The organism is Klebsiella sp. PCX, from assembly GCF_021869705.1.
GTDB classification, from domain to species: domain Bacteria; phylum Pseudomonadota; class Gammaproteobacteria; order Enterobacterales; family Enterobacteriaceae; genus Klebsiella; species Klebsiella quasipneumoniae.
The window spans coordinates 4927393-4940080 of record NZ_CP091527.1; the positions used below are offsets into that span (position 1 = coordinate 4927393).

At 56.7% G+C, this 12688-nt stretch carries 9 protein-coding genes, 1 tRNA gene, 1 other RNA gene and 2 pseudogenes; all 13 read right to left on the minus strand.

The window, feature by feature from the left end:
• Positions 1–4: 4 nt before the first annotated feature.
• Positions 5–797: pseudogene (locus tag GQR96_RS23585) on the minus strand (cellulose synthase operon protein YhjQ/BcsQ).
• A gap of 1 nt (position 798) precedes the next feature.
• Positions 799–1329 (minus strand): cellulose biosynthesis protein BcsO, encoded by a 531-nt coding sequence (locus GQR96_RS23590; RefSeq protein WP_049013021.1) that lies wholly within the window; start codon positions 1327–1329, stop codon positions 799–801.
• Between the two features lie 316 nt (positions 1330–1645).
• Positions 1646–1825 (minus strand): annotated as a pseudogene (locus GQR96_RS23595) (hypothetical protein).
• A gap of 18 nt (positions 1826–1843) precedes the next feature.
• On the minus strand, positions 1844–2857 hold the full coding sequence (dppF, locus tag GQR96_RS23600; RefSeq protein WP_023291307.1) for a dipeptide ABC transporter ATP-binding subunit DppF: 1014 nt from the start codon (positions 2855–2857) through the stop codon (positions 1844–1846).
• Positions 2854–3837, minus strand: coding sequence for a dipeptide ABC transporter ATP-binding protein (gene dppD, locus GQR96_RS23605; protein WP_069135578.1), 984 nt, complete (start codon positions 3835–3837; stop codon positions 2854–2856). Before dppD ends, dppF begins: the two co-directional genes overlap by 4 nt.
• 10 nt (positions 3838–3847) lie before the next feature.
• Positions 3848–4750 (minus strand): dipeptide ABC transporter permease DppC, encoded by a 903-nt coding sequence (dppC, locus tag GQR96_RS23610; protein ID WP_004204988.1) that lies wholly within the window; start codon positions 4748–4750, stop codon positions 3848–3850.
• 9 nt (positions 4751–4759) lie between these two features.
• Positions 4760–5779, minus strand: a complete 1020-nt coding sequence (gene dppB / locus GQR96_RS23615) for a dipeptide ABC transporter permease DppB (protein ID WP_002921786.1) — start codon at positions 5777–5779, stop codon at positions 4760–4762.
• 134 nt (positions 5780–5913) lie between these two features.
• Positions 5914–7521: a dipeptide ABC transporter periplasmic-binding protein DppA gene (gene dppA / locus GQR96_RS23620; RefSeq protein ID WP_069734276.1), complete on the minus strand. Its 1608-nt coding sequence runs from the start codon at positions 7519–7521 to the stop codon at positions 5914–5916.
• Positions 7522–8348: 827 nt separating this feature from the next.
• Positions 8349–8481: non-coding RNA, RtT sRNA (locus GQR96_RS23625), on the minus strand.
• A 34-nt stretch (positions 8482–8515) separates the two neighbouring features.
• Positions 8516–8592: transfer RNA gene (locus GQR96_RS23630), tRNA-Pro, on the minus strand.
• A gap of 91 nt (positions 8593–8683) precedes the next feature.
• On the minus strand, positions 8684–10378 hold the full coding sequence (gene eptB, locus GQR96_RS23635; RefSeq protein WP_017900016.1) for a kdo(2)-lipid A phosphoethanolamine 7''-transferase: 1695 nt from the start codon (positions 10376–10378) through the stop codon (positions 8684–8686).
• 242 nt (positions 10379–10620) lie between these two features.
• Complete coding sequence (locus GQR96_RS23640; protein WP_004204995.1) at positions 10621–11826, minus strand: L-lactate MFS transporter; 1206 nt, start codon at positions 11824–11826, stop codon at positions 10621–10623.
• 241 nt (positions 11827–12067) lie between these two features.
• On the minus strand, positions 12068–12649 hold the full coding sequence (locus GQR96_RS23645) for an autotransporter outer membrane beta-barrel domain-containing protein (RefSeq protein WP_072140522.1): 582 nt from the start codon (positions 12647–12649) through the stop codon (positions 12068–12070).
• Between the last annotated feature and the right edge of the window lie 39 nt (positions 12650–12688).

Here is a 12688-nt window from a genome sequence, read left to right on the forward strand (position 1 = left end):
TAAGTTAAAGCCCTGACATGCGTGGCTGGCTGTGCACCGTGCCATCGCCAATATGGATACCCAACAGCGAAGATATTTTTTTAGCAATAATTTCAATATCGAAGGCCGCTGCCGAGGAAGCGTTAAAGTCCAGAATCGACTTCTGCGATGCATTGGCCTCCACCACGCTTTCATCACGATGGACGATGCCAAGCAGTCGCTCGCCCAGCTTCTCTTCCATCAGGCTGGTGACGTCCCGGCTGACCTGGCGACGGCTATCGCTTTGGTTAATGACGAAATAGTGCCCATGCTTGTGATTCAGCGCCGCGCCGGTCAGGCGCTGTTTTTCCACGTGCGCCAGGGTCGACATCGAGGCAGTATCAGCCAGCAGCGGGATCAGATGCAGGTCCGCCAGCCCCGTCAGCGCCTTTAGCGCCGGCGAAGGCCCTGGCGGCATATCGGCGATGGTGATAAGTCCGGGATAATTCAGCAGTGCGGACAGTCCGCGCTGGAGAAAATGGTCATTGTGGGTCAGCTGCTCATCAAACGCCTGACGCTGCGCTTCGCTCACTTCGCCATACGGCAGGACGAAAATGTTGCTGCCGGCGCTCAGCACGCACTGGCTCCAGTCGTGCATTTCCAGCGCCTTCGCCACGTAGCCGCGCTCATCGTTCAGCGGCACGCCAAAATGCAAACGCAGGGCGTTCTGGACATCAAAATCCAGCGCCAGAACTTTGCTGCCGGTCCGCGCCAGCGCATAGGCTAAATTGGCCGCCAGGGTCGTTTTCCCTACGCCACCTTTCGGTGAACAGACGCAAATCAACGGCATGTTGCGATCCTTTCCAGAAGTGATTTCAAAGGCTGGTCTTTATTTTTCGTCACCGGCTCTGCGCTTTTCGCCGCGAACAGGTGGGCATAGTTCTCGGCGGCGGGCGCGGGTCGGGGGGCTATTCTCGGCGGCGGAGCCATTGCCGGTTCAGGCGCCGGGATGGGAGGCGCAGGGGCCACCGCAGGCTCCTGCCTAACCGGCTCCGGCGCGGCTGCGGCGGTCTCCACGACCGGCTGCGGGGCCGCTGGCGCGGCAGACGCAACAGGATCAGAGGCTGGCGCCGCTGCTACGGCCGCCTCTACCTGGCGGAACAGATCCGCAGGCACCGACTGCGGCAACGGCGCGGAGACCGAGCCTCCCAGCGCCAGGGAAGAGGGTTTCTCTGCGCCGGGATTCAGCTGATTGAGGATCGCCCAGTCTCCATGCTCCCGCGTGGCGGCTTGCGATGAAAGATCCTGAAATTTGAGGTTTTGCGTCCGCGTTTTTTCCTGAAAGCGCTGCAGATCATCATAATGGTTCATTGATAACCTCATGATTTTAAAAATTTCATATTAAGTTTGTTGTTATTTTCTGGGTATATTTAAAATATCGTGACGTCTCTGGTATGGCAGAAAAAGCGCCGGTGGAGACGTACCAATACACACGATTGACAGGGTTATAATAGTTTAGATTTTGATTTTCGGTGTGATTCCACGGCAGAAGTATCGCTACACTAACATTTCCCTTTGAGAAGAATAGCCCCATTTTTTAGGTATGCGTACATCCTCAAGCCCCGCAACCACCGCGCTTCCCATTCGTTTTTATATAAAGGTATTTCGCGATGATAGAATCATAGCGTCAGATAAGCGAAAGAATAAACCTGAACCATTTTAATTTCTCTTTAATTCTATAAAAATGGACTGAAAGTCTTATTTTTTCGGATAATCGACGAAGAATGCTCCGAGAGCGTGGCATTCACTGCGATAAAAGGCGATATCGTCGGATTTCATCTCCGGCGGGAGAGAAGCCCCCGGTTATCGGACCGGGAGCCTGCCATCAGGCGTGGGGCTTTTGCGGATTCTCATCCTGGTCGACGGCAAAGCAGGCCACCAGCTGGCCGCCGTAATCCTTCAGCTGCGGCTGAAGCTGGGTGCAAGGGCCGAAGCGCCGGCGGCAGCGCGCGTTGAAGGCGCAGCCCGGCGGCGGATTCAGCGGGCTCGGCAGCTCGCCGGTCAGCTTAATCCGCTCGCGACGGTCGTCCGGGTTCAGACGCGGCGTCGCCGACAACAGCGCCTGGGTGTATGGATGACGCGGATTGTTAAAGATCTGCTCCTTGGTGCCCTTCTCCACGCAGCGGCCGAGATACATCACCATCACTTCATCAGCGATATGCTCGACGACCGACAGGTCGTGGGAGATAAACACGTAGGACAGTCCTAAATCCTGCTGCAGATCCATCATCAGGTTCAGCACCTGAGCGCGTACCGAAACGTCCAGCGCGGAGACCGGCTCATCGGCAATCACCACGTCCGGATCCAGCATCAGCCCGCGGGCAATGGCGATACGCTGGCGCTGACCGCCGGAGAACATATGCGGGTAGCGATCGTAATGCTCTGTTTTCAGGCCCACTTTCGCCATCATCGCCAGCGCTTTTTCGCGGCGCTGCTCTTTGCTCAGGCTGCTGTTAATCAACAGCGGCTCTTCCAGAATCTGCCCCACTTTTTTACGCGGGTTCAGAGAACCGTAGGGGTTCTGGAACACAATCTGGATTTTTTGCCGCCGCAGCTTCTGCGCCTGCGGGTCGTGCTTAAGCAGATCCTGCCCCTGATAATAGAGCTCGCCGCCGGTGGGAATTTCAATCATCGTCAGCAGACGACCGAGGGTCGATTTACCGCAGCCCGACTCCCCCACCACCGCCAGCGTTTTACCGCGCTCAAGGGTAAAGGAGACGCCGTCCAGCGCCTTCACCAGCCGTTCCGGGGCGAATAACCCCTTCTTCACCGGGTAGTGTTTTTTCAGATCAATGGCCTGCAACAGCGGTTGTGGCGTGGCGGCCTTTTGCGTACTCATAATCCAGGCCTCCCGGCATCATCGAGTGGGTAGTGACATTTAGACTGGCGGCCGCCAGTGAGATCCGCGAGCGCCGGCTCTTCGCTACGACATTTATCCGTAGCATAGGGGCAGCGCGGGTTCAGCAGGCAGCCGTTGGGACGGTCATATTTCCCCGGCACCACGCCCGGCAGCGACGCCAGACGCGCTTTATCCTGGGCGAACTCCGGCAGCGCGCGCAGCAGCGCCTGGGTGTATGGATGGCGCGGCGCGCGGAAAATATCCTTCGCATCGCCAGTCTCCACCACCTGACCGGCATACATAACGATAATTTTATGCGCGGCCTCGGCCACCAGCGCCAGGTCGTGGGTGATCAGCACCAGCGCCATATTCTCCTGCTGCTGCAGATCCAGCAGCAGCTCGATGATCTGCGCCTGAATGGTCACGTCCAGCGCGGTGGTCGGTTCATCGGCAATCAGCAGTTTTGGCCGACAGGCAATCGCCATCGCGATCATGACGCGCTGGCTCATCCCGCCGGAAAGCTGATGCGGGTAGACGTCCAGCCGCGACGCCGGATCGGGAATGCCGACCTGGTTCAGCAGGTCGATGGCCCGCTGGCGGCGGGTTTGCTTGTTGCCGCCCTGATGGACTTTTATCGCTTCCATAATCTGGAAGCCGACGGTAAAGCAGGGATTGAGGCTGGTCATCGGATCCTGGAAGATCATCGCCACCTCCGCCCCCACCAGCTGGCGCCGCTCTTTTTCAGAGATGCGCTGCAGGTCGCGGCCGTTAAACTCCAGTTTGTCCGCCATGACCCGGCCGGGGTAATCAATCAGACCCATAATCGCCAACGAGCTGACGGATTTACCGGATCCAGACTCCCCGACGATGCCGACCACTTCGCCCTGCTTCACGCTATAGCTGATGCGGTCCACGGCGCGGAACGGCGCGTTTTCATCGCCGAAATGCACCGATAATTTATCTACATTCAATAACGCCATCTCGAACCTCTTACTGCTTCAGTTTGGGATCGAGCGCGTCACGCAGACCGTCACCCATCAGGTTAAATGCCAGCACCGTCAGCAGGATCGCCACGCCCGGGAAGGTCACCACCCACCAGGCGCTCTGCGCGAACTGCAATACGTCGGAGAGCATGGTGCCCCACTCCGGCGTCGGCGGCTGCGCGCCCATGCCGAGGAACCCCAGCGCGGCCATGTCGAGAATGGCGTTAGAAAAGCCCAGCGACGCCTGAACGATCAGCGGCGCGAGACAGTTAGGCAGAATATTGACGAACATCTGGCGCATCGCCCCGGCGCCCGCCACGCGGGAAGCGGTCACGTAGTCGCGGTTGACCTCCACCAGCACCGCCGCGCGCGTCAGACGCACATAGTGCGGGAGCGCCACGAAGGTCAGCGCCAGCGAGGCGTTGACGATGGAGGGTCCGAAGATAGCCACCAGCACCAGCGCCAGAAGCAGACTCGGCAGCGCCAGCATAATATCGACGACGCGCATGATGATTGAGTCCACCACTCCGCCGAAATAGCCCGCCACCAGGCCGAGCACCACGCCGAGGATCAGCGACAGGACCACCACCAGGCAGCCCACCAGCAGCGACAGGCGCGCGCCATACATCAGGCGAGACAGAATATCGCGGCCCACGTCGTCGGTGCCGAGCAGATGCGCCAGGCTGCCGCCCTCCTGCCAGAACGGCGGCGCCAGCAGCGAATCACGGAACTGATCCGCCGGGTTATACGGGGCGAGAAAGTTGGCGAACACGGCGATTACGATCATCACCGCCACGTACACCAGACCGACCACCGCCCCTTTATTGCGTTTGAAATAGTGCCAGAACTCCTGCAGCGGGGTCATGGGCACCGGCGCAGTGATAACTTTATTTTCAGTAACTTGTGACATGATGACCCCTTACTTCTTATGCCGGATACGCGGGTTCACCACGCCGTACAGCAGGTCGACCAGCAGGTTGACGAGGATAATCATCGTCGCCACCAGCAGCACCCCGCCCTGCACCACCGGATAATCGCGACGCTGCAGCGCGTCGATCAGCCAGCGGCCTAAACCAGGCCATGAGAAAATGGTTTCCGTCAGGATGGCGCCCGCCAGCAGCGTGCCCACCTGCAGGCCAATCACCGTGACCACCGGCAGCATCGCGTTACGCAGCGCGTGGATCACAATCACCCGCATCCGGGTCAGGCCTTTGGCGCGCGCGGTGCGGATGTAGTCTTCGCCGAGCACTTCCAGCATCGACGATCGGGTCATACGCACGATCACTGCCAGCGGAATGGTGCCCAGCACGATGGCGGGCAGGATCATATGCATTAAGGCGTCAATAAAGTCGCCCTGCTCGCCCCAGATGGCGGTGTCGATCAGCATAAAGCCGGTCAGCGGCAAGGTATCGTCAAGGAAGACCGTATCGCTGATACGCCCGGAGACCGGCGTCAGGTTCAGCTGCACCGAAACCAGCATAATCAACATCATGCCCCACCAGAAGATAGGCATCGAGTAGCCGGTCAGCGCCAGGCCCACCGCGGTGTGGTCAAAGATGGAGCCGCGTTTTACCGCAGCCAGCACGCCCACCGGAATGCCGACGGCGACGGCGAAGATCATCGCGCAGACGCCCAGCTCAAGGGTGGCTTTAAAGCGTGGGACAAACTCCTGCCACACGGGAATGCGGCTTTTCAGCGAGATGCCTAAATCGCCGTGCAGCACGCCCCAGATATAGTGGGCATATTGCTGCCACAGCGGCTTATCAAGGCCCATTTCGGCCAGCAGCTGCGCGTGACGTTCGGGGGAAATACCACGTTCGCCCGCCATAATCATCACCGGATCGCCGGGGATCATATGGACGAAGGCAAAGGTGAGAAGGGTGATACCGATAAATGTCGGGATGACAAGTCCCAGACGTCGGAGAATAAACTGCAACATAACCCGGATTCTCTCTAGTGACGCCCCGCCTGGCGACAGGGCGTCTGTATTGCTCACAAAAGCATTCCCCGGAATAGCGGGAATACGCCCCCCACCTCTCCCACGCGGGGAGAGGGGGTCAGGCATCGTGCTTATTATTCGACAGAGACGTTATCGAAGTGGTGTTTACCCAGCGGATCCACCACATAGCCTTTGACTTCTTTACGCACTGGCTCGTAAACGGTGGAGTGAGCGATGATCAGCGCCGGAGCCTGGTCATGCATCACTACCTGAGCCTGTTTGTACAGTTCAATACGCTTGTTGTGGTCGTCGGTGGCGCGGGCCGGCTGAATCAGATCTTCAAACGGCTTATAGCACCAGCGCGAGTAGTTGGAGCCGTCTTTCGCCGCGGCGCAGCTGAACAGGGTGGCGAAGAAGTTATCCGGATCCCCGTTGTCGCCGGTCCAGCCCATCATGACGCTCTGGTGCTCGCCCGCTTTCGCGCGTTTCAGATACTCGCCCCACTCGTAGGTGACGATTTTGGCCTGGACGCCAATCTTGGCCCAGTCGGCCTGGATCATCTCCGCCATACGGCGGGCGTTCGGGTTATACGGACGCTGTACCGGCATCGCCCACAGATCGATAGTGAAGCCTTTTTCCAGGCCCGCTTCTTTCAGCAGCTGCTTCGCCTTCTCCGGATCGTAGGTGTAGTCTTTAACCTCGTCGTTATAGCCCCACATGGTCGGCGGGATCAGGTTCTTCGCCGCCTGGCCTGCGCCCTGGTAAACGGCTTTGATGATCGCTTCTTTGTTAACCGCGTAGGTCAGCGCCTGACGAACTTTCAGGTCGTCCAGCGGTTTCTTCTCGGTGTTGAAGGAGAGATAACCGACGTTCAGGCCCGGCTGTTCCAGCAGGGTAATGTTCTTATCTTCCTTCATGCGCGCGATGTCCGCCGGGTTCGGATACGGCATCACCTGGCACTCATTTTTCTGCAGCTTGGCATAGCGCACGGAGGCATCCGGGGTGATGGAGAAGACCAGACGATCGATCTTCGGCTTGGTGCCCCAGTAGCCCGGGAAGGCTTTATACAGAATGCGGGAATCTTTCTGGTACTGCAGCAGCTGGAATGGACCGGTACCGATAGGATTGAGGTCTACTTTTTCCGGCGTGCCGGCTTTCAGCATGTTGTCGGCATACTCTTTAGAGAGAATAGAGGCGAAGTCCATGGCCAGGTCAGCGAGGAACGGCGCTTCCGGGCGGGTCAGGACGAACTGGACGGTTTTATCGTCCACTTTCTTCACTTCGCTAATCAGGTCTGGTAATCCCATCCCTTCAAAGTATTCATAGCTGCCGCCAGAAACTTTATGGTACGGGTTATTGGTATTCTTCTGACGATCGAAGGAGAACACCACGTCATCGGCGTTCAGGTCACGGGTTGGCTTAAAGTCTTTATTATCCTGCCACTTCACGCCCTGACGCAGGTGGAAAGTATAGGTTTTACCATCCGGGCTGACTTCCCATTTTTCAGCCAGTCCAGGAATAACTTCCGTCGTACCGGTTTTGAATTCGACCAGGCGATTGTAGATCGGTACGGAACTGGCGTCATAGGTGGTGCCAGAGGTGAAGAGCTGTGGGTTAAAGCCTTCCGGCGAGCCTTCTGAACAATAAACCAGGGTTTTCGCTTGCACGCTGGCAGCGACGGTCATGGCGACAAGGCTCAGACCAAGCTTCAGCATCCCTGATTTCTTCAAGGAAATACTCATTATTCTGCTCCAAAACTGTGATGTTGTTTGCATATATCCGCCGGACCTTTATTTATTTTTATTCGTCATATTCGAATGATGGATGCGTTGGCTGTGCTCAATAAGCCAGTCACATAGCCATCTATGCTCTGGGGATGCTCAAGCTTGCCGCCTTCCCGCAATTCGAACTATTTAGAATATACCCGGTCCAGTCGGTGGTGCCCGAAGGCGTTGAGAGAGATGGGGATTCCTTTCGCAAAAACGACTGAGTTGCAGTACGGATTCTCCATGAAATGCCCCTCATGCCCTACAATCTGTCAACAGAATGGGGAAACGTCAATACAGCCAGCCGGGTTTTACATCCAGCGTGAGAAACGACAGGCAAAGATTAAAAAAACTTCAAGACGCTATTTTCAGCAGAGAAATTTATGCTACTGGCGAATATGCAGAATAAAGACCTTATTAATTTGCGACACCTAGTGGGAAACAATGCCAGTAAATGAGAAAAATTTCTTGCTATGTGACCAATATGTGAGCGATTAATAGCGTGAACGTTAAAACGCACAGCGGAAAATGCTGTATTCAGCCATAAGCTTCGCGAAAAAAGATCTGTTCATCGATAAAAAAATGCAATGGAAGATGTCACAAAATAGCGAACAGCTGGCTGGAAACGGGGGTAAAGATGTTTTTTGTGATTTTGATGCGGTTTTGGGCCGGGAGACTGCAGAAGGTGCCCGGCGACGCTGCGCTTGCGCGGGCCTACGAGATCTGGAGCGAACCTTCGGGGTTCTCATCCTCACTGGCCGCAGATGCAAAAAAGCCTGCTCGTTGAGCAGGCTTTTCGAATTTGGTCGGTGATAGAGGATGACTCGCCACTTTGTGGCTCGCCCTGCGGGCCGTTGCTGACGCAACGTTCTCTCGCTCCGCTCGAGTCGAACCTCCTGCCCCCGGAGGTTCTCATCCTCACTGGCCGCAGATGCAAAAAAGCCTGCTCATTGAGCAGGCTTTTTGAATTTGGTCGGTGATAGAGGATTCGAACCTCCGACCCCTTCGTCCCGAACGAAGTGCGCTACCAGGCTGCGCCAATCACCGAATGCGGGGCGCATCTTACTGCTGGGATGCCCCCCCGTCAATGCCTTATTAGCAAAAAATCAATCAAGCGGCGAGAATCTCGCCACTATTGCTATTCTTTCGCCGCTTTCTTCGAAGCCGGCACGCGACACCAGTTGTTGTTCTCGTTGATCCCGCCATCCGGCGAGGTATAGCCGAGGCAGCCCATAATGGTGTCGTACAGCTCGACGTGGCGGCGCGGCACCTTCATCGCGGCCTGCTGCTGCAGATGGGCAAACGCAGCGGCATGATCCGGATTCTCCAGGTATTTATCCGACATCCAGACCATCATCGGCACACGGAACTGTTCCGGCGGCGCCATCTTGCGCGGCGTACCGTGCAGATGTTCACGCTCGTTAATCGACTCGCCATGGTCGGCGGCATAGAACACAATCGCTTTCTTATCCCGCAGCTGGTCGAGGACGCTGACGATAAAGTGATCGACATAGGTCACGCTGTTGTCATAGGAGTTGATCAGCTCCGCTTTCGAGCACTTGTTATCAACACCGACGCACTCCGGCTTCCACTGGGCGAAGCTGCGCGGATAGCGTTGGGTGTAGTTAAAGTGCGAGCCTTTCGTGTGGAGGATGATCAGGTGCTTACCAGAGGCGTTGCCCTGCTCCATACCGCGCTTCATCTCATCCACCAGCAGCATATCGTCAACGCTCTTGCCGCGGTTGCGCGGCTCGGCGCCAATCTGCTCGCGATAGGCGATATTGTTGGCCATCGTGTTGCTGTAGAACCACATCTCACTCTGCATGGCGTACAGATTGCCGCTGAAGCCCAGCTGATGAAGCACCGCAAAGACGTTCTGCTCTTTGAGGGTCCGCTGCGGGTTATCCTCTGCCCCGCCCTGACGCACAAACATGCAGCGTAACGACAGCTTGGTGGCGGTATCGCACGAGTAGCCGCGGAAAGCGACCAGATTCTTCTCTTTCGCCAGCTCTGGCGTGGTGTTACGGCTATAGCCAAGGATGCCCATATGATCCCAGCGGGTGGTTTCGCCAATGATAAACACCACGTAGGTGTCATCGAGCCCTTCCGGGGCGACGTAGGTAAATTTCTTCGCCGGGTTAATCAGCGATTTGTTATCTGAGGATTCATCCACCTGCGCCCAGGCGTACAGCCCCAGCGCCGACAGCCAGTTCGACGGCAGGTAGGAGTTGGCGATCACCCCGCCGTAGCTCGGCATATCCACTTCCGAATGGCGCTCGACATCGTGTTGGCGCAGCTCAAGCAGGCGGATAGGTCCCCAGACGATGAGGCCGGCCAACACCACGATCAGCACGTTTTTAACCCGCTGGCCCGGGGTACGCAGTTGGCGCAGCAGCGTATGGCGGCAGCGGTTGCTCCAGATAAACAGCAGTGGCGGCGCGCTCACTGCCGCCAGCCAGAGGATCAGATGCCAGCCGATGACCTCTTTCGACAGGTCGATATCGGTGGTCATCACCGAGGCGATAATCCCGTAGCCAATCACCACGTTAAGGAACGTCATGTAGTAACTGGCGGCGGCGGAAAACAGAACAATCAGCGTCGCCAGAATGCGCCAGATACGGCGACCGAACAGCGACAGAAGACGTAACAGGAAGAAGGTGACAAAGACCGTGGCCACCAGTTCAACGACACCGGAAAGCCCTTTCCAGACAGTGAACTCTTGAGCATAACCATCGAAACGCCGAAAAAAAACGGCGACGTTCATAAACCAGCCGATGTACAGCGCCAGCCAAAAACTAAGCTTCTGCTGCGTCATCGTTCTAATATATTTCATGCAAGCAAACCTGGAAAAAGAAGAATAAAACACCGCCTGACGCTGTGGCATGAGTCAGTAGGCTAATAGGGTGCGTTAGGGTTGGTTATCAGAAACCTCTACAAAGCGCGATAAGTAGACCACAGGGAACGGGAAAAGTATCAGGAGGGAATGTGATCCAGCCAAACATTTACAAAATATTTGGCTGGATTGGCACTATTTGCTTAGGGTATTAATCAGGGGCACGTTTCACGCTGCAGGTTTCAGGCATGCGCCTCGCTATAGACACTGCCTTTCGGCTGACGAATGGTGGTGGAAAGCGCCAGCGAAATAATCAGCAGGGCGAAGATCACGCAGAAGGTGACGTAGAAGCCCCCGAACAGCGAAGCGATGAGGGAACCGCAGATGCTGCCGATACCAAAACCCAGATAAATCACACCATAGTTTTTCGCCAGGTTGTTCAGACCGAAGAATTCACTGACCAGCGATGGGAAGACGGTGATGGTTCCGCCGAAGTTAAAAGCAACGCAGGCGATGGCGGCGAAAAAGGTCATGGCATTCAGCGGAGCGAACAGCAGCGCGGCCATCCCCACCAGCGACACCACCTGACCGATGGTGATCACGCGAATGCGGGAAATTTTATCGGACAGGATACCTAACACCAGGCGACCGCTAAGGTTAGCGATTGAGATAACCGTTACCGCATTGGCCGCCGTGGCGACATCCAGGTGGACCATTCCCTGCGCGATATCTTTCGCCACGCCAATCACATACAGACCGCTCATGCAGGCCGTCAGGAACATCACCGCCAGCATCCAGTACTGCGGTTTACGCATCGATTCGGCGAGAGTGAAGTCGTTTTCCACGACGCCGTTGGCCGTGGTGGTCGCCGTATGATTTGGCGCATCTTTCATCAAGGTCGCGCCAAAGACGATCATCACCAGCACGATAGCGCCCCAGATAACGAAGGTTTTTTCCAGACCAACGGTGGCCAGCAGATGAGTATCAATGAATTTGAACCCCAGGCTGCCGAGGCCATAGGAACCGATGGAGAAGGCGGAGATCAGCCCTTTGCGTTCCGGGAACCACTTGACGCAGTTCGACAGGGTCAGCAGATAACCGGCCCCGTCCGCCAGCCCCACCAGCACGCCAGCGCTCAGCCACAGCATCATCAGGCTGCTGGAGTGGGCGGTCAGAAAGAAGCCCAGACCAAGCAGGATCCCGGAGGCCATGGTGACGCGCTTCACGCCAAAACGCTCCTGCAGCTTGCCGGCGACCGACGAAGAGAGCGCCAGCCCGAGGCTCAGCAGGCCAAAGGAGAAGGCGACCTGGCTGACCGGTTCGCCCAGTTTGTCAGATAGTGAACTGTTAAACAGGCTCCAGGTATAAACCGAACCGAGAGCGAATTGGGTGATGATGGTGCCGATAAGCGTAAGCCAGCGGGTCGATTGACGGTTTGCAGCGTTCATAGCAGTTGTCCTGATAAATTAACTGCCGCCACAATAGCGAAGGCCCCTCATCCAGTGGGGGAAAAAGGCATGAACTGCCATCAGCAGGGAATGAAATGCATTAATGGCGGAATGAATGACATTGCATGACATTCATTCCGCGAATTTCAGGGAAAAAGTTAGTGTGCGCTATCTCACAGAAATGCGCCATTACTGAGATTTAACAATAACCACATCGTTTCAAATGCGTAACAATCGCGGGTCAAAAGTTGGCGCTGACCCCCATCAGATAGAGCGTATTTTCCCCCGATGGGACGTTGTCCGCCTGTGACAGCGTGGCCCATGCCGCCACATGCGATCCTAGCGGCATATCGGCGCCCAGGGTGACATCACTCCAGCCGCCCTCTCTGGCGCGGGTGGTCGGCGACCAGGCATCGCTGGCGAGCGACTGGTTATAGCTCACCTGCGCCCAAGGGTGCACGCCCCACAGCGACTGATAATCCATACGCCAGCCGAGCGTGTTGACATATCCCGTCTCGCCCACGCTTTTCGTCGCCGGTGCGGTGTAGTCGCTGCGCAGGCTGGCCACCGGCCCGGAGGTCATGCCGTTTGCCAGCAGATAATTCCAGCCGACGCTCATCCCACGGCTGCTGTCCGGCGGTGCCAGCCCCTGGTTTAACGCCAGTCCGCCCGGCGTTTCAGACGACTTCATCCGCTCGGCGAGGATATCTTCATAGCGTGGTTGGTGATCGCTATCCCATGTATAGCGTTCCGACGTATTACTTTTTGTATCGATAGCGATATATTCCTGTTGCCAGGCATTCGCTCCAGAGACACACGACACCCAGACGGATACGCACACCGGGAACAAGAACCCCCGGAG

Bases quoted from the DNA above. Each gene is read 5' to 3' on its own strand.
- dppF (WP_023291307.1), bottom strand. From the start codon at position 2,857: ATGAGTACGCAAAAGGCCGCCACGCCACAACCGCTGTTGCAGGCCATT.
- dppB (WP_002921786.1), bottom strand. From the start codon at position 5,779: ATGTTGCAGTTTATTCTCCGACGTCTGGGACTTGTCATCCCGACATTT.
- GQR96_RS23590 (WP_049013021.1), bottom strand. From the start codon at position 1,329: ATGAACCATTATGATGATCTGCAGCGCTTTCAGGAAAAAACGCGGACG.
- eptB (WP_017900016.1), bottom strand. From the start codon at position 10,378: ATGAAATATATTAGAACGATGACGCAGCAGAAGCTTAGTTTTTGGCTG.
- GQR96_RS23640 (WP_004204995.1), bottom strand. From the start codon at position 11,826: ATGAACGCTGCAAACCGTCAATCGACCCGCTGGCTTACGCTTATCGGC.
- dppA (WP_069734276.1), bottom strand. From the start codon at position 7,521: ATGAGTATTTCCTTGAAGAAATCAGGGATGCTGAAGCTTGGTCTGAGC.
- dppC (WP_004204988.1), bottom strand. From the start codon at position 4,750: ATGTCACAAGTTACTGAAAATAAAGTTATCACTGCGCCGGTGCCCATG.
- dppD (WP_069135578.1), bottom strand. From the start codon at position 3,837: ATGGCGTTATTGAATGTAGATAAATTATCGGTGCATTTCGGCGATGAA.